We start from the raw sequence: 16,466 nt of genomic DNA on the forward strand, positions 1-16,466 counted from the left end.
TCCTTCCTCCCTGCTGTGTCGCCGCACAGTTGGCCCTTGCGCATCGCCTCCTCCGCGACCACAGGGGCAGAACAAAAGTTCTAAAAAGTATCGTTATGTTCGGGCAGCCGTTCCTGTCAACGTTATTCTTGTTATGACTACCAGCACAAGTTCGCGGCCTAGCCTGACCACCGCCCGGCTTGCCGCCCTGAACATATAGATTGACAGATAAGCAGATGTTCAAATAACCCCTCTGCACGGCCACCCGGAGATCTCGACATGGCGAGCAACGTTGAACTGACAGGTTTGGCCCGCGACCTGTCCGCCCGCGCGGCCGACGGACGTCCCGTACGAATTGGCCTCGTCGGGTCGGGGGAGATGGGAACCGATATCGTCACCCGTGCCGCGCTGATGGACGGCGTCGATGTCGCGGCGGTCGCCGATCTCGATCCGGCAGCCGCGCATCGGGCCGTCGAGATCGCTTACGGTGAGAAGGGGCATTCGAACGACGCCGCGACGAGCGTCGCGCTCGACAGCGTGATCGAGGGAGGGCGGACCGCGGTCGCTCCCGATGCGCAGGCGATTCTGGAAAGCGGGTTGATCGACGTGGTGATCGACGCGACCGGCGTGCCTTCCGTCGGCGCCGAGATCGGCCTGGCGGCGATGGAGCGCGGCAAGCACCTCGTGATGATGAACGTCGAAGCCGACGTCACCATCGGCGCCTATCTCCGGGCCGAGGCAGAGCGTCTGGGCGTCGTCTATTCCCTTGGCGCAGGGGACGAACCGTCCTCTTGCATGGAGCTGATCGAGTTCGCCAGCGCCATGGGCCATCGGATTGTCTGCGCGGGCAAAGGCAAGAACAATCCTCTTAACGTCGAGGCGACCCCGGACGCCTATATGGACGAAGCCGCGCGCCGGAACATGAACGCCCGGATGTTGGTCGAATTCGTGGATGGTTCGAAGACGATGGTCGAGATGGCCGCCATCGCCAACGCGACCGGCCTGATCCCCGACAAGCCCGGTATGCACGGCCCTGCCGCGGGACCGAAGGATCTGGCAAGCACCCTGATCCCGAAAGCCGACGGCGGCGTCCTGAGCGCGGCCGGACGGGTCGATTTCTCCGTCGGACAAGGGCTCGCGCCCGGCGTCTTCGTCGTGATCGAGGCTCAGCACCCCCGCATTCACGAGCGGATGACCGACCTCAAGATGGGCGACGGCCCCTATTTCAGCCTGATCCGCCCGTATCATTTGACGTCGCTTGAGGTGCCCCTGACCTGCGCGCGCGCGGTCCTCTACGGCAAGGCGGACATGGTGCCCCTGCGCGAGCCGGTCGCGGAGGTCTGTGCCGTCGCCAAGCGCGACCTCTCGCCCGGAGAGACGCTGGATCAGATCGGCGAGTATTGCTACCGCGCCTGGATCATGGAGGCGGCCGAGGCACGGCAGGCCGAGGCGATCCCCTGCGGTATCCTGACCGGATGCGCGGTCACGGCTCCGATCCGCAAGGGGGACCTGATCACCCGGCGCAACGCCTCGGTTCCGGCCGACTCGAAGATCGCCGCCCTGCGTGCCCGTCAGGACGAGATGGTGTTCGGCAAGCGGGAGCCCGCCCATGCCTGACACCGCCCAGGCGAACGTCCCCTTCGCCATTGCGACCTACGATCCCGACCGACTGCGCGCGGCGCTGCGGAAGATGTACCTGATCCGCAAGTTCGAGGAAGGGGCGGAAGACAGCTACACCCGCGGCCTGATCCACGGGACCATGCATCTGAGCATAGGGCAGGAAGCCAGCGCCGTCGCCTCCTGCATGGCACTTACGGATGACGACAAGATCACGTCGACGCATCGCGGCCACGGGCATTGCGTAGCAAAGGGCGCGGATGTCGCTCGCATGTTCGCAGAGTTCTTCGGCAAGGAAGAAGGCTATTGCCGCGGCCGCGGCGGTTCCATGCACATCGCGGACGTCGAAAAGGGGAATCTGGGCGCCAACGGTATCGTGGGCGGTGGGCTTCCCATCGCGGTGGGCGCGGCGCTCTCTGCCAAGCGGTTGGGGACCGGCGCGGTCACCGTCTGCTTTTTCGGGGATGGCGCCAACAACGAGGGGGCGTTTCACGAGGCGCTGAACATGGCCGCCATCTGGAAGCTGCCCGTCGTCTTCGTTTGCGAGAACAACAAGTACGGGATGTCCACGTCCACAGAGCGGTCCACCGCTGTCGCGAACATCGCCGATCGCGCGGCCGCCTATGCGATGCCGGGGGTCACGGTGGACGGGAACGACTTCTCGGAGGTCGCCGAAGCGGTCGAGACCGCGGTAGCCCGCGCGCGACGCGGCGAGGGGCCGTCCCTGATCGAGAACGTGACCTACCGCTGGCGCGGCCATTCGAAGTCGGATCGCAATCGCTACCGCACGAAGGACGAGATCGCCGGCTGGGTGAAGAAGGATCCGATCGCGCGGATGGGGGCCATGCTGGTGACGCATGGCATCATGGCCGAAGAGGATATCGCCGCCATGGAAACGGACGTGGACGACGAGATCGCCGAGGCGATCGAGTTCGCCCGCAGCGGAACCGATCCCGATCCGGCCGAGGTGACACGGGACGTGCATACGGATCGCGCCGCATGAACGCCGCTGCCGGGGTCAGGACGCGCGAGATGTCCTATGCCGAGGCCATCCGCGACGCGATGGACATCGCGCTGACCGAGGATGAGCGTGTCGTCCTGATGGGCGAGGATATCGGCGTCTATGGCGGCGCCTTTCAGGTCACCGGCGACCTTGTGGAGCGTCATGGCCCCGATCGGGTGATCGACACGCCGATCTCCGAGTTGGGCGGGGCCGGTGTGGCCGTCGGGGCTGCCATGACGGGCCTGCGCCCGATACTGGAATTCCAGTTCTCCGACTTCGCGACCCTCGCGATGGAACAGATCGTCAATCAGGCCGCCAAGGTGCGCTACATGCTGGGTGGGGCGGTTTCCGTTCCTGTCGTCATGCGCTTTCCCGCCGGATCCGGCACCGGAGCGGCGGCTCAACATTCCCAAAGCCTCGAAGCGTGGCTCGGGCACGTGCCCGGCCTGAAGGTCGTCCAGCCGACGACGCCGGAAGATGCGAAGGGAATGCTGCTGGCCGCGCTCGACGATCCGGACCCGGTGATGATCTTCGAGCACAAGCTGCTCTACAAGCTGAAGGGGCAGGTGCCGGAGGGGCGGTATACGACGCCGCTCGACAAGGCGGTCGTCCGGCGTGCGGGTGATGCGGTCACGGTCGTGGCGTCCGGCATCATGGTTCACAAGGCGCTCGAAGCGGCGGGTCAACTGGCTGAAGATGGCATCGAGGCCGAGGTCATCGACTTGCGCTCGGTTCGCCCCATCGACCGCGAGACGATCCTTGAAAGCGTGCGCAAGACCGGACGGCTGCTTTGCGTCTACGAGGCGGTCAAGACGCTGGGCATCGGCGCCGAGATCAGCGCAATGGTCGCCGAAAGCGATGCGTTCGATTTCCTGGACGCGCCGATCGTCCGGCTGGGCGGGGCGGAATGCCCGATCCCTTACAATCCGGATCTGGAAAAGGCGGCAGTGCCCCAGATCGCCGACATCCTGGATGCCGCCCGCGCGTTGGCGACGGGCCGGCGCTGACCCATGCCGGTCGAGGTCATCATGCCCAAGGTCGACATGGATATGGCCGAGGGCACCATCGCGAAGTGGCACGTATCCGAGGGCGAGAAGGTCGCGCGCGGGGACCCGCTCTTCGATATCGAGACCGACAAGGCCGCGATGGAGGTCGAAGCCCCCGGCGAAGGCACATTGCATCATGTGCTCGCCGGCGAGGGCGATACCGTCGCCATCGGATCGGCCGTCGCGTTTCTGTATTCCGAGGGCGAGGAGGTCGGCGATCCCCCAGCCGGTGCAAAGCCGGCCATGGGGTCCGAAGAGCCGACAGGGCGACGTGGCGAGACACGTTCCGACACGCAGCCGGTGCAAGAGGAACCCGCCGCCCCGCCGGATGAGAAACGGAAGATCGAAGCCGGGCCCCGCGCGACGCCCCTTGCCCGCCGCTTGGCCCGCGAAGCCGATCTGCGGCTGAGCGACATCCCCGGCACCGGCCCCCGGGGACGGATCCAGGGCGAGGATGTGCGCGAGGCTGTCCGCGCGACCGACATGCGCGCCAGCCCAGACCCGGAACCTAAGGGGCGTGCAGGAGCGCAGACCGGTCCGCCCCTTGTCCTGATCCACGGCTTCCTGTCCGATGCGCAAAGCTGGGGGCCACTGGAAAAGGCTTTCGGATCGGGACGCCCGATCCACAAGCTGGAATTACCGGGCCACGGGCGCGCAACGCGCAAGCCGCCCGCCGATTTCTCCGCGCTGGTTTCCCACATGCGCCGCGGACTGGATGAGTTGAACCTCGAAGCAATGCATCTTGTCGGCCATTCGCTCGGCGGGGCCGTCGCATTGGCCCTTGCGGATACCCGGCCGCGCCGTGTGGCGAGCCTGACGCTGATCGCTCCCGCCGGGCTTGGGCCGCAAATCGACGGAGCGGCGCTTGATGGCATGTTGCGTGCGACACGTGCCGAGAGCTTGGCGCCCTGGCTCAAACGGCTCGTCGCCGATCCCGACCGGATCAGTTGGAACTATGTGCAGGCCGTTCTTGCCGGCCGATCCGACGAGGACTTGCGCGACGCGCAACGCCGCATGGCCGAGACGCTGTTCGCCGACGGAACGCAATGCTTCGATCTGCAGGCCGCGCTGGGCCGTGTCGAGATGCCGACCCGTATCATCTGGGGCCGCCGGGACGGCATCATCCCGTGGTCCCACGCCCTGTCCGCCCCGGGCCGCGTGTCGCTGAACCTGTTCGACGATCTGGGACACATGCCCCAGATCGAGGCCCCCGAAGCGGTTGCCGACCTGTTGGCTGCGTCGGTAGGATTGGCGCCGTAAGCCGCAGGAGGGCCCCGCGTGAAAGAGCAACGGACCGCCTCCCAACCCGACGAATCCCAGCGCGATCTGCGCATCCGGGCCGCGTGGATCTACTACGTCGAGGGCCACACCCAGAGCGAGACCGCGCGCATGATGGGGCTCAACCGGATCGCGGTTACACGTCTCCTCTCGGAGGCGCGGCGCCGGGGCGAGGTGACCATCACCATCGCGTCCGACCTGACCGAGACCGTCACGCTGGAGCGTGACCTGGAAGAGCGGTTCGGACTGGAAAAGGCGATCGTGGCCCCGTTCTCGGATGCCGGTGGCGATCCGACCAACGCGATCGCGGCAATCGCCGGTCCCTACATCTCGTCGATCCTGCGGCCCAACATGACGCTGGGCGTGGGGTGGGGGCGGACGTTGCATGCGACGCTATCCCATCTGCGCCCGCGTGCGATCGAGGGATTGCGGGTCGTCTCCCTTCTGGGTGGCATCGCCGAGGCCCGCCGCTTCAACCCGGCCGAATTCGCGTGGCAGTTCGCCGAGGCTTTCGACGCCGAGGGCTTCCTCGTCCCCGCCCCCGCCTTGGTCGACAGCCCGGCGACGCGACACGCTCTGCTGGAGCATTGCGGGATCGAACAGGTCTTCCAACAGGCCGAGTCCAGCGACGTCGCGTTGATCAGCTGCGGTGGCATCGACGGGCTGACGACGTCGTACCGGATCGGGCACATCCCGGAGCCCGCGCGGCGATCCCTCAAGGAGGCCGGTGCCATCGGTGACATTCTCTACAATTTCGTCGATGCGTCCGGTGCCCTGGTCGAGCACGGGATCAACGAACGTTGCGTGTCCATGCCGCTGGAGCGGCTCCAACGTATCCCCAGCCGGATCCTCATGTCGGGTGGCGTCGAGAAGGACGTGATCCTGCGCGCCGCGCTGGCATCGGTGCGCCCGACGACAATCATCACGGACGAGGCGTCGGCCCGTCGCCTTCTGGACGGGTCACCCTGACCTGCTCACCCTGACCGGCATCGAAACTGCCGCTAGACGATAGGGGCAGGGCACCTATCCTCTGACACGAGCCAATCGAACGGACCGGACACATGGAAAGCCTTGCGCAAGACCTTCGCACGATGGTCCGAACCCCCCTTCACGACGAGCATGTTGAGGCATTGCGCCGCATCGGCGAGGAGATCGAGATTCCGGCGGGCGAGTGGGTCTTCAAGCTCGGGGACCCGACCGACAGGTTCCTCTATTGCCTCGAGGGCGAGGCGGAAGCGGTCGATCCGCTTCTGAACCAGCGCTACGGCGACGGGGCGACCCTGGGCCCGACGCAGTTCGTGGGCGAAGTCTCGTTCCTGACCGGCGGCCTGACCCTCCTGCCGATGCGGACCATCAAGGACAGCCGTTTTCTGTGCGTCCCCCGGGACAGGATGCTGGAACTGATGTCCCGCGTTCCCGAGATGTCGGACATCATCGTGACCGTCTTCGCCGCCCGGCGGAGACGCCTGCTCGAGTCGAATTCCGCCAGCCTGACATTGATCGGTCTCGATGAGGATCGGGATATCCGGCGCCTCGCCGCCTTCGCCGGCCGCAACCGGATTCCCTTTCGCGTTCTGGACCCTGAATGCTCCGAAGCGATGCGCCTTGCGGACAGATGCAATGTCATCCGTCCGCCCGCCGTCCTCTATGGTGCGGACAAGGTGCTGGAAAACCCGACGCCCCATGAGGTTGCGCGGCTTTTCGGTCTGGATCTCGACCTTGGGGGTGAAACGGAGTGCGACGTCCTGATCGTCGGCGGCGGTCCCGGCGGGATCGCGGCGGCCGTCTATGCGGGGGCCGAGGGGCTGTCCGCGCTGGTAATCGACGACGAGACGATCGGCGGACAGGCCGGGCAATCCAGCCGGATCGAGAATTACATGGGCTTTCCGACCGGCATTTCCGGTGCGGATCTGTGCTGGCGCGGCGAGGTGCAGGCAATGAAGTTCGGCGCCCGCTTCGCCGTGCCCCGCCGGGCTGTGTCGCTGGTCTGCCGCAAGGACGGAAGCTTCGATGTCACCTTGGCCTGCGGGACCATCGTTCATGCGGGTGCCGTTGTCGTGGCATGCGGCGTGCAATATCGCCGCCTGCCGCTGGATCGGTTGGAGGGCCTGGAAGGCGCGGGCGTCTACTACGCCGCCACCGACGTGGAGGCGCGGTTCTGCCGGGATACCGAGGTTCTGATCGTCGGCGGAGGCAATTCCGCGGGGCAGGCCGCCATGTTCCTGAGCCGCTATGCCAAGTGCGTGAACCTTCTCGTTCGCGGCGACAGTCTGGCTTCGTCGATGTCGTCCTATCTGAGCGAGCGGTTGGAGGCCGATCCCCGCATCCGCATCCGGTACAGAACCGAGGTGGCCGCGCTGCATGGGGATGAGCATCTCGAACGCGTGACCCTCACGGGGGAGGGGGTGGACGGCGGAGAGGAGGTCGTGGAGACCCGCGCCCTCTTCATCATGGTCGGCGCCTCGCCCAACACCGACTGGCTCGGCGACGATGTGGCCACCGACGCAAAAGGCTTCATCCTGACCGGCGAGGCGATCGGCACGGACTCTCCTTTCGCGACATCGGTACCGGGCATCTATGCGGTCGGCGATGTAAGGGCGGGCTCCGTCAAGCGGGTCGCGAGCGCGGTGGGCGAAGGCTCCGTCGTCATATCGAAGGTGTGGGAGCATGTGCGCGACGAGGGGAATTGACCCCGCGCCCCGGCTGCCGCGTTCCGATATGTCCCTCGCTTCGGCGCCGTGCATATTCGGAGCGGCATCGCCTTGCATCCACGCGGCGGCCCTGTAGCACTCGGCGGGCCCAACCCGAGGATCGCCATGACCATCTCCGTGGAGCGCGACGCGCGCGGCGTTGCCACCGTCACCCTGGATCGGCCGGACGTCCACAACGCGCTGGATGCCGCGACGATGGATGATCTTCGGGCCTTCGCCGAGGCGCCGGATGCCCGCGTCGTCGTCCTGACCGGGCGAGGTGTCAGCTTTTGCGCGGGCGGTGATCTGGGATGGATGCGGGCGCAGTTCGATGCCACGCCGGATCAGCGACGGCAGGAAGCTTCACGTCTGGCGCACATGCTTCAGGCACTGGACGCGATGGATGCGCCGCTGATCGGCAAGGTGAACGGCGCGGCTTTCGGCGGGGGCGTGGGGATGATCTCGGTCTGCGACGTCGCGGTCGCGTCCGAGACGGCCAAGTTCGGGCTGACCGAGACGCGGCTGGGCCTGATCCCGGCGACCATCGGGCCCTATGTCGCCGCAAGGCTCGGGCCGGGGACGCGCCGCGTCTTCATGTCGTCGCGCCGGTTCGACGCGGCCGAGGCGGTCACGCTGGGCCTCGTGTCGCGCGCCGTTCCCGTCGATGCGCTGGACGAGGCCGTCGAAGCGGAGATCGCCCCCTATCTGGCCTGCGCCCCGGGTGCGGTCCGCGATGCAAAGCGTCTTGCGCGCCGTTTGTCCAGCGCGGACCGGGAGGCCGAGATCGAGGCCTCCATCGAGGCGTTGATGGCACGATGGGAGGATCCAGAGGCACGCGAAGGTGTAGGCGCGTTCTTCGACAAGCGAAAGCCGGACTGGATCGTCTGACCGGATCGTCGCCGACCGTCGAGGGCGAAACGGATCGGGGGCTTCGGCGGCGTCGGGGGCAGCGTGCTATTGCCTAACGTCGAACCAATCCCGACGTCGGACGCATCGGAACCCGCGCTTTCCGCGTTGGTCCGTCAGGTCAAAGGACGTTTCATGTTTCGCGCTCTCATGCTGTTCACCGTCATCGCTGCACCGGTCTGGGCTCAGGGCTTTGCGCCGGGCCAAATGCTGAGCAACACCAACGCGCTTTCCCTTCCATTGCGCGAAGCGCCGGGGCAGGGGATGCTCGTCGTGGGGCGCGCGGAGCCCGGCGAGGTGGGCGTGGTGCAGGGCTGCGCCGAGGGCGGGTCGTGGTGCTTCGTCGATTTCGGCGAGGCGGTCGGCTGGGCGGACATGTCGGCGATGCTGGCCGGGCAGGGGCGGGCCCCGTCCTCCGTTCCCGTTGTCCGCGACCCGGTGCCGGAGGTGACGACCCGTCAGCTTCCACCACCCATCACCGTCTCGCCGCTGGATCAGGCGGTCGATCCGTCAATCGCGGATGATGTGCGGGCGGCGCTGGCCCGCACGGCCCCGCGTGATCCGCTGCCTTCGCCGCACATGATCGACTGGCGCGATTTCTGGACGCCCGAGATGATCTACGTGAACCGGGGCGACGGCCGGGTGAATCTACGCGAAGGGCCGAGCACCGATCTCGCCGTTGTGGGAAGCCTCGAGCCCGGTGAGGGCGGGCGCGTGCGGACATGTGATCCTTTTGCCGGGTGGTGCCAGTTGTCTCTCGACAGTGGCGGGCGCGGCTGGGTCCGGATGGATCTGGTGGTGGCCCGCGCATTCTGAGACCCCGGCGAGGAAACGCTGTCGCCTTTCGTTCCGCTTGCCCCCGACTCGCGGGCCGCTAGGCTCTCGCTCTGATCCTGCACCGGAGCATCCGATGAATGTGACCCGTCGCCTCGTCGTCCTCGCGCCAGTCGCGCTCGCCGCCTGCAACGCTGCGCCCGCCGCCGGGCCCGCCTCTTCGCGGGATCCGGACCTCGTGCCACGGGCGACGCCCGGCTGGTTGGCCTGGGTCGAGGGCTACAAGACGCGCGCCGCCTCGCGGGGGCTGTCGCCCTCCGTAATCGATCGGGCCTTTCGCGGCGCGGGTTTCGTGCCCGGCGTGGTGGCGCGGGACCGCAACCAGACCGAGTTCCGCCGCAGCTTCGAGGACTATCTCCAGATCGTCGCGTCCGAAGAGCGGGTGGCGCAGGGTCGCGCCGCCTTCGCCCGCCAGCGCGGCACTCTGGACCGGATAGAGGCGCGCTATGGCGTGCCCGCGCAGATCGTCGCCGCGATCTGGGGTGTCGAAAGCCGGTACGGCGCACGGCGGGGCGACATCCCCGTCATCTCTTCGACCTCGACACTCGCCTTCGACGGGCGACGCGGGCGGTTCTTCGAAAGCCAGCTCGACGCCGCCCTGCGGATCCTGCAATCCGGCGACACGACGCCGGACCGAATGGTCGGGTCCTGGGCGGGTGCGATGGGGCATACGCAGTTCATCCCGACCTCTTATCTGTCCAACGCGGTCGATTTCACCGGCGACGGACGACGCGACATCTGGGGCGAGGACCCGACCGATGCGCTGGCCTCGACCGCGGCCTATCTGGCCAATGCGGGCTGGCGGCGGGGCGCACGCTGGTCCGACGAGGTGCAAGGCGGCAATCTGCGCCCCGATGCAGGCGGGCCCGCCTTCCGGACGGGGCCGAATTTCCGGGTGATCAAACGCTACAACAATTCCGACAATTACGCCTTGGCGGTGGGCTACCTGGCCGACCGGATCGCGGGCGCCGGGCCGCTCCGCACCGGCTTCGGCGCGGACCGGTTCGGCATGACGCTTGAACAGCGGATCGCTCTGCAACGGCGTCTGACAGCTGCGGGATACGATGCGGGCACCCCGGACGGGGTGATCGGTCGGGGAACGCAGGCGGCGATTTCGGCCTATCAGCGGGCGAATGGGCTTGCGGTGACGGGCGACCCATCGCCTGCGCTTCTGCGCGCGCTGGGCGGGTGAGCCGCTATACCGACCTGCATGGATGGTGGGTCGAGACGGATACGGGCTTTCGCACGATCAAGCCGATCTTCTGGGAGGTCGGGCGCAAGGGGTCGCGTCTGTGGGTCATCGTTCCGATCGGCTACGATTTCGACGTCTCGATCCCGGTCTGGGCGCGGTGGCTCTTCGATCCGCGCGATCCCCGATACCTCAAGGCCGCCGCGCTTCATGATTGGCTGCTCGACGACGAATGGGAACGTGTCACCGCCGGAGGCATCTTCAACCGGGCGCTGCGTGCGGACGGCGTCGGGGTCCTCCGGCGGCTGGCGATGACGCTTGCCGTGGTGCTGTTTCGCTTCGGGTGATGGACATTCAGGCCGCATTGACGCGGCCCGATGCGCGACCTATCCCCATTCGCGACCGGACCGACAGGAGGCCCCCATGGACGAGATGCTGCGCGAGTACCTGCCCATCCTGATGTTCCTGGGCGTGGCCGTCGGCCTTGGCCTCGTGCTGATCCTCGCCGCGGTCGTCCTGGCCGTGCGCGCGCCTGATCCCGAAAAGGTCTCGGCCTATGAATGCGGCTTCAACGCCTTCGACGATGCGCGGATGAAGTTCGACGTGCGGTTCTACCTCGTGGCAATCCTGTTCATCATCTTCGACCTCGAGATCGCGATGCTGTTCCCCTGGGCCGTGAGCTTTGCGGGCCTGTCGGACGCGGCCTTCTGGTCGATGATGGTCTTCCTCGGCGTCCTGACCGTCGGCTTCGCCTATGAGTGGAAGAAGGGCGCGCTCGACTGGGAGTGAGCGGGCCGGCCGTTCAGGCGGTCGCGTCTCGGCTCAGCCGGTGGAACAGATGCGTGAAAGCCGCCGCGCCGACGACCGGAACCAGCAGGTTCAGCACCGGGACGGAAAGCGGGATCGCCATGAGGATGCCCGTCGCCCAGATCCGCCCGCGATGACGTAGCCGGAAGCTGCGCGCCTCCTCGGCGGGCAAGCGCCGTGCGGCAACCATCTGCGCGTATTCCCGGCCCAGAAGGAACCCGTTGACCCCCCAGAAGATCAGCAGCGCAAAAGGGGCGAAGACCAGGTAGGCAATCAGCGCCAGAAGGTTCACGACCACGACGAGGCTCAGGAAGCCGGCCGTCTCCCGTGCCATCTCGGACCATCCCTGTTCGCGGGCCGGGGGAAGGGGGGAATAGTGTCTGTCCTCGACTGCCTGGGCGATCCGGTCGAGGAACAGGCCGGTAAAGGCAGAGGCGACCGGAACCATCAGAAAGACCGACAGGATCATTACCAGCGGGATCGTGGCCCAGAAGGTCACGTCGTCGAGCCACGTCACCTCTCCGATCCAGGGCAGGCTCACCGATGGCCCGACGAGCGCTTGAGCGCCCCAGACGACGAGGGCCGAGAACGCCGCCAGCAAGGCGAGTGACAGACCCACGCCTCGGGCGAGGACGCCGCGAAAACGCGGGTCGCCGAGCTGGTTGAGCGCGAGGCGGATCTCCTTCACGTCTCGATCCACCGGGTGATGCGGTCGAGGTCCGGGCGCGGGCGTTCCGGCGGAACGGCGCCTTCGGTGCCGAGCACGATGAAGCCTGCGACGGACTGGCCTTCCTCAAGGTCCAGCCCTTCTGAGAGAAAGACCGAATCCGTCGCCATGGCGCCTGTCAGCCAATTCGCACCCCATCCGGATGCGAGGGCCATGTTGACGAGCGCCGTACAGGCCGCTCCCGCACTGAGAAGCTGTTCCCGGTCCGGGATCTTGTCGCTGTGCTGGGGGGCGCAGATGACGGCGACGATACAGGGCGCGTCCGCGAACATCGCGCGGGCCTTCTGCGCCTTCGCCCCGTCTTGCCCGAGATCCGACATGCGGCGATGCGCAAGATCCGCCAGTCGACCGAGCGCATCGCCTTCGATCACGATGAACCGCCAAGGTTCGAGTTTCCCATGGTCGGGAACCCGAGCGGCGGCGGTCAACACCTCCCTGAGGGCCTCACGGTCCGGCCCGGGTGCACGAAGGCTCTTGGCCGGGCGAGACCTGCGCGACAGCAGGAAGTCGACCACCTCCGGTTGGTGGCGGAGGGGAGCTATCTCAGGCATCGGCGCGCAACTTGAAGCATGGCAACGATGTCGCAATGCCGATGGAAGAGTTCAAGGCGCGCCGGGTCCGTCCCTCGGCGTCAGTCCAGTGTGACGAGGTCTACCGCAGAGGAGCGTCCGTCACGTCCCTCGCGCAGTTCGAACTGGACTTTCTGATTGTCCCGCAGGCCGGTCAGGCCCGCCCGTTCGACAGCGGAAATATGGACGAAAATGTCGTTGCCGCCATCATCTGGCGCAATGAAGCCGTAGCCTTTGGTGGTGTTGAACCATTTGACGGTTCCGGTGGCCATCCGGGGCCCTCCTTCGTGGTCGTTCCGCCACCGGCCTGCACGGAGCGGCGTTGTATCGCGTGACCGCCTGCTTTGTTGGAATATCGGACACGATCAACAGCTATCGCGGGCACCCATCAGGTCAAGCGAAAGGTGACCCCGCGTAACCTAGTGTTACGTGCGGGGCATCTGAAGGACGATATTGCGGCCGCCACGCTGGTAGCGAAGCTCGCCGTCTCCGATGGCCACGACGCGTCCACGGTCGAGCCGGTCCCCGACTTCGACCTTCACGTAACGCCCGTTCGACAATCGGACGAGGGCGCGCCTTGCCGACGGTCGGCCATACGTACCGATCAGGTTGATCCGGTTCAGGCGGATCGCATTCTCGTCGGTCGCGGCGTTCGCGACCCCGCCGCGGCTGGGCGTGATGCGTTGGGTGCTGGCGGCGGCCTGCTGGGGCGCCGGGCTCGCCGCCGCAGCTTCGCGTCGGCGCGTGACGATCTGCGCGGCTTCGCGTTCGACACCACGCGGACGGACACTCGGGCGCCGGGAGGCCGCGAGGGCCAGCGGGGAAACGGGTTCGCTGTCATCAACCGAGGTCTCGACCTCTGCCGTCTCCGCCGTCGTCCGGTTGCGTCTGGCGGCAAGCGACGCGAGGGCCGCTTGTTGAGCAGCGATAACGGCGGGGTCGTCCTCGTCGGTGGCCGCCCCGGCATCCTGCTGCGGCTCGGGTTCAGTTTCTGGGGCCAGCCCTGCCGGACGCGGTGTCGGCCGGATCGTGGGCGGCGTGGCGGCCTGGTCCTCCGTTTCGGGTGTCGTTTCCGTCGGCTCCGCGGCTTCGGTATCCGGCAGGCCCAGATCGCCACCATCGGGGCGGAGCTGCGGGCGAACGCGCGACAGGATCTCCCTGCGTGCGGCTTCCTCCGGATCGACCTCCGGCACCGTCTCGGGTTCGGTGGTGGAGAGGGCGGCGGGCGTCACGACCTCTTCGCCGCCGGGACGCGGCGTTGGCAGGATCGACGGCCGGCCGGCGACCACTCTGTAGCCACCGGGCGCAACTGTGCCTTCCGGCGTGGCGGCGACGAGCTGCACGCTCTCCGATTCGGACGGGACCGGTGCGTCGTCGTCCTGGGCAACGTCCGGCACGAGGGCGGAGCCTGCGTTCGGCGCCTCCTCCTCCGGGGTGTCGGTGGAGGCGATCGCGGGCCCTTCGTCCGCCGTCGGTGCGGCAGGCGTTTCGGTCGCCGGCGCGTCCTCGCTTGACGCGCGCGACGACGCTGTCTCGGTCGAGAGTTCCGGCTCAGTGGGCGTGTCGGTCGTCTGAGCCGATGCCACGGCGGTTTCAGTCTGCACGACATCCGTCGGCGAAGCCGGACCTGGCGCCTCGGTCGTCTCGCTCTCGGGCAGAGGCTCGACCGGAACGGTCGTCTCGATCACCTCCGCCTCGGCACTCTGAGGCGCCTCTGGTTCGGAAGGTGTTTCGATCGTTGCGATCTCGGGCTGTTCAGACGGTGCATCCGTGGGGGTGGCCAAAGGGGCGTCTTCCAAATCGGACGTACCGGCGACCGCGGTGTCCGCGGGCGCGACGGCCTCGGGCTGGTCGGGCGGCGCGGGTTCGTCCACCACATCGGACGTCCGCGGTGGCGCGGCTTCCTCGGTGGAGGGCGTCTCGACCGCGACAGGCGCAACGCTCCCGACGACGAGCGGCTGCGGCGGTGGCAACCGGTCGGTCGGAGCCGTTCCGGCACCGGGCAGCAGCGCGGCGTCTCCCCGAGGAGTGCCCGCGAGCTGTGTCTCTTCCGGAAGGTCCGCAACCTCCTCGCCATCGAGGAGCAGCGACCCTCCAGCCACGGCCGCCATCACGGCGATCAGGCCGAGTGTCAGCCACAGACCCATCCCGCCCCGGCGAGCGCCATCTTGCTGCGCGGCGATCTCGGCGGCAGCGGTGTCTTCATCGTCACGCGTGGGCAAAAGCGCGCTGATCCGACGGCGGATCGGACTTTCTTCCGGCTCTTCCTCGGCCGGGTTGGAGGCGGTGAGATGCGGACGCCTCCGCGCGGGCGGAAGGGTTTCGCGGGTCGCCATGATTGGCGGCGGCGCGGTTCGTAGGGGTTCGGCGCCGCGATCGTCGTCTTGCGGGCCTTCGTCGGTCTCGTCCTGCCGGGGCTCTTCTGTGGCCTCGGACATCTCTGCCGTTCGTTCGGCCAGATGCGGTTCCGGGTCTGCAGGTTCGTCAGACACGACGTCCGGTGCGGGCGTATCGGCAGGCTCCTCGTCGGACGAGTCTAAAGTCTCTATCGTCGGCTCTGCATCCGGATCCGGAGTATCTGCCTGTTCGCCGGCCTCTGGCGCCTCGACCTCCAGCAATTCCGGAGCGTCCCCCGCCAGATCATCGTCGGAGGGCAAATCGACGATCGGGGTGAAGACCGTTTCACCGGGAGGCGTGCTGAGGTCTGCATCGGCCTCCAACTCTCCCGGCTCCGGCTCTACCTGTTCCCGGTCCGATTCCTCATGCCGTTCGGGATCGAGATATGCCTGGTCGGGGGCGGCCTCCACCTCGGGCTCCTCGACCGGCGCGGGCATATCGGCAGGCAGCGGATCAAGGACTTCACGTGGTTCGGGCGCCGCGTCCAGCTCAGGCTCGGACGGGTCGATTGCGACATCGGGTTCCGCTGGAGGCTCCGGGTCCGGCGAAGGCGCCGGCACGGCGACGGGTGGCGGAACGGCCGCGCGCCGCGGAGGGACCGGATCGCGTGTCACACCGCTGAGCCGTGGAGCGATCCGCGACAGGCGCGGAGACGCCTCGGCCGGGATCGACCTCCGCGTTGCGAATGAAGGCGCGCGATCTTGCTCGGTGCGGTCCTCGGCCGGGGCCGGTGGGTCAACGTATTCGGGTTCCGGCGGCGTTTCGGCCGGCGGCGAAGGGGTCGGAGCGCCAAAAAGCTCACCCTGCGGCAACTCGCCAAGCCCCATCCCCAGCCCGGGGCCCGGCAAGGGCGGTGCGGCATGGATGACGAACGGACTTTCCGGTTTCGGCGGGGCCTCGCCGTTCAGCAGGTCGTTGGCGAGGCCCGTCTGACCGAACCAGGGGACGCCGCGATAGTTCGAGGGATCGGGCGACGCGACGAAGGCGACCGGACGGAAACCGTGCTCGGCGGCGAAGGTCTCTGCCTCCATGAGCGTTTCCAGAGCGACCACCGCAACCTGGAGGCGGTCGCCTATCTGCAGGAAGTCGAACGCCAGATCGTCCACGTCGTAGGGAGTGCGGCCTGTCAGGTTCTGCCGGATCGTCACCTCGGCCTTGCGATCGTCGCGCTCCAGCGTCGTGAACAGAAGCTGACTGTCCGGGAGGATCAGATAGGAACAGGCATCCGCGCCGACACGCGCCAGTCCCCGGTCACGCAGTTTCTGGACGGCCGTCGTGAAGGCGGGATCGTCCAGCGTCACCGCACCCTCACGCCACCACGTGCCGTCCGGCGCCCGCGACAGGAGCGCGATTCCATCGACCGAGAGTTCGAGCGCGAGGCGAGGCGTCATGCAGGGGCCTGTCCGTTCGGGGGCGGGCGGCTC

Annotated in this window: 15 protein-coding genes; 11 read left to right on the top strand and 4 right to left on the bottom strand. The window is 67.5% G+C overall.

The genetic code is table 11. The features are described from left to right. The first annotated feature begins 258 nt into the window (after window positions 1–258). The 11 genes from jaqu_RS03170 to jaqu_RS03220 all read left to right on the top strand — a co-directional run bounded on the left by jaqu_RS03170 (window position 259) and on the right by jaqu_RS03220 (window position 11,331). Window positions 259–1,596 (top strand): NAD(P)H-dependent oxidoreductase, encoded by a 1,338-nt coding sequence (locus jaqu_RS03170; protein ID WP_043917500.1) that lies wholly within the window; start codon window positions 259–261, stop codon window positions 1,594–1,596. Continuing rightward, entirely contained in the window at window positions 1,589–2,599 is a 1,011-nt protein-coding gene (locus jaqu_RS03175) for a thiamine pyrophosphate-dependent dehydrogenase E1 component subunit alpha (protein ID WP_043917501.1), read from the top strand. Before jaqu_RS03170 ends, jaqu_RS03175 begins: the two co-directional genes overlap by 8 nt. Beyond that, the gene (locus jaqu_RS03180; RefSeq protein WP_043917502.1) at window positions 2,596–3,606 is read left to right on the top strand and encodes an alpha-ketoacid dehydrogenase subunit beta; all 1,011 of its coding nucleotides are present in this window, start codon (window positions 2,596–2,598) and stop codon (window positions 3,604–3,606) included. The genes jaqu_RS03175 and jaqu_RS03180 overlap by 4 nt, the downstream gene beginning before the upstream one ends. A 3-nt stretch (window positions 3,607–3,609) precedes the next feature. Continuing rightward, window positions 3,610–4,905 carry an acetoin dehydrogenase dihydrolipoyllysine-residue acetyltransferase subunit gene (locus jaqu_RS03185; RefSeq protein WP_043917503.1) on the top strand — a complete coding sequence of 432 codons (1,296 nt, stop codon included), beginning with the start codon at window positions 3,610–3,612 and terminating at the stop codon, window positions 4,903–4,905. A gap of 18 nt (window positions 4,906–4,923) precedes the next feature. Continuing rightward, window positions 4,924–5,892: a sugar-binding transcriptional regulator gene (locus jaqu_RS03190; RefSeq protein ID WP_043917504.1), complete on the top strand. Its 969-nt coding sequence runs from the start codon at window positions 4,924–4,926 to the stop codon at window positions 5,890–5,892. A gap of 122 nt (window positions 5,893–6,014) precedes the next feature. Beyond that, entirely contained in the window at window positions 6,015–7,613 is a 1,599-nt protein-coding gene (locus jaqu_RS03195) for an FAD-dependent oxidoreductase (protein WP_236687759.1), read from the top strand. 120 nt (window positions 7,614–7,733) lie between these two features. Further along, the gene (locus jaqu_RS03200; RefSeq protein WP_089268343.1) at window positions 7,734–8,501 is read left to right on the top strand and encodes a crotonase/enoyl-CoA hydratase family protein; all 768 of its coding nucleotides are present in this window, start codon (window positions 7,734–7,736) and stop codon (window positions 8,499–8,501) included. 153 nt (window positions 8,502–8,654) lie between these two features. Then, entirely contained in the window at window positions 8,655–9,335 is a 681-nt protein-coding gene (locus jaqu_RS03205; protein WP_043917507.1) for an SH3 domain-containing protein, read from the top strand. Window positions 9,336–9,429: 94 nt separating this feature from the next. Next, window positions 9,430–10,545 carry a lytic murein transglycosylase gene (locus tag jaqu_RS03210; RefSeq protein ID WP_043917508.1) on the top strand — a complete coding sequence of 372 codons (1,116 nt, stop codon included), beginning with the start codon at window positions 9,430–9,432 and terminating at the stop codon, window positions 10,543–10,545. Beyond that, the gene (locus jaqu_RS03215; RefSeq protein WP_043917509.1) at window positions 10,542–10,889 is read left to right on the top strand and encodes a DUF1353 domain-containing protein; all 348 of its coding nucleotides are present in this window, start codon (window positions 10,542–10,544) and stop codon (window positions 10,887–10,889) included. The genes jaqu_RS03210 and jaqu_RS03215 overlap by 4 nt, the downstream gene beginning before the upstream one ends. 76 nt (window positions 10,890–10,965) lie before the next feature. After that, window positions 10,966–11,331, top strand: a complete 366-nt coding sequence (locus jaqu_RS03220) for an NADH-quinone oxidoreductase subunit A (protein WP_043917510.1) — start codon at window positions 10,966–10,968, stop codon at window positions 11,329–11,331. 13 nt (window positions 11,332–11,344) lie between these two features. Here jaqu_RS03220 and jaqu_RS03225 read toward each other — a convergent pair whose 3' ends face one another. From jaqu_RS03225 to jaqu_RS03240, 4 genes are all read right to left on the bottom strand, one after another. Continuing rightward, window positions 11,345–12,037 (bottom strand): EI24 domain-containing protein, encoded by a 693-nt coding sequence (locus tag jaqu_RS03225; protein WP_043917511.1) that lies wholly within the window; start codon window positions 12,035–12,037, stop codon window positions 11,345–11,347. Beyond that, window positions 12,034–12,627 carry a nitroreductase family protein gene (locus jaqu_RS03230; RefSeq protein WP_043917512.1) on the bottom strand — a complete coding sequence of 198 codons (594 nt, stop codon included), beginning with the start codon at window positions 12,625–12,627 and terminating at the stop codon, window positions 12,034–12,036. The genes jaqu_RS03225 and jaqu_RS03230 overlap by 4 nt, the downstream gene beginning before the upstream one ends. 80 nt (window positions 12,628–12,707) lie before the next feature. Then, complete coding sequence (locus jaqu_RS03235; RefSeq protein WP_043917513.1) at window positions 12,708–12,917, bottom strand: cold-shock protein; 210 nt, start codon at window positions 12,915–12,917, stop codon at window positions 12,708–12,710. A 153-nt stretch (window positions 12,918–13,070) separates the two neighbouring features. Further along, complete coding sequence (locus tag jaqu_RS03240) at window positions 13,071–16,433, bottom strand: hypothetical protein (protein ID WP_043917514.1); 3,363 nt, start codon at window positions 16,431–16,433, stop codon at window positions 13,071–13,073. Between the last annotated feature and the right edge of the window lie 33 nt (window positions 16,434–16,466).

Origin of the sequence: Jannaschia aquimarina (assembly GCF_000877395.1) — a bacterium.
Taxonomy (GTDB): domain Bacteria; phylum Pseudomonadota; class Alphaproteobacteria; order Rhodobacterales; family Rhodobacteraceae; genus Jannaschia; species Jannaschia aquimarina.

Excerpts from the sequence above, each read along its gene's own strand:
- jaqu_RS03170 (WP_043917500.1), top strand. The coding sequence starts at position 259 with ATGGCGAGCAACGTTGAACTGACAGGTTTGGCCCGCGACCTGTCCGCC.
- jaqu_RS03175 (WP_043917501.1), top strand. The coding sequence starts at position 1,589 with ATGCCTGACACCGCCCAGGCGAACGTCCCCTTCGCCATTGCGACCTAC.
- jaqu_RS03180 (WP_043917502.1), top strand. The coding sequence starts at position 2,596 with ATGAACGCCGCTGCCGGGGTCAGGACGCGCGAGATGTCCTATGCCGAG.
- jaqu_RS03185 (WP_043917503.1), top strand. The coding sequence starts at position 3,610 with ATGCCGGTCGAGGTCATCATGCCCAAGGTCGACATGGATATGGCCGAG.
- jaqu_RS03195 (WP_236687759.1), top strand. The coding sequence starts at position 6,015 with ATGGTCCGAACCCCCCTTCACGACGAGCATGTTGAGGCATTGCGCCGC.
- jaqu_RS03205 (WP_043917507.1), top strand. The coding sequence starts at position 8,655 with ATGTTTCGCGCTCTCATGCTGTTCACCGTCATCGCTGCACCGGTCTGG.
- jaqu_RS03210 (WP_043917508.1), top strand. The coding sequence starts at position 9,430 with ATGAATGTGACCCGTCGCCTCGTCGTCCTCGCGCCAGTCGCGCTCGCC.
- jaqu_RS03220 (WP_043917510.1), top strand. The coding sequence starts at position 10,966 with ATGGACGAGATGCTGCGCGAGTACCTGCCCATCCTGATGTTCCTGGGC.
- jaqu_RS03230 (WP_043917512.1), bottom strand. The coding sequence starts at position 12,627 with ATGCCTGAGATAGCTCCCCTCCGCCACCAACCGGAGGTGGTCGACTTC.
- jaqu_RS03235 (WP_043917513.1), bottom strand. The coding sequence starts at position 12,917 with ATGGCCACCGGAACCGTCAAATGGTTCAACACCACCAAAGGCTACGGC.
- jaqu_RS03240 (WP_043917514.1), bottom strand. The coding sequence starts at position 16,433 with ATGACGCCTCGCCTCGCGCTCGAACTCTCGGTCGATGGAATCGCGCTC.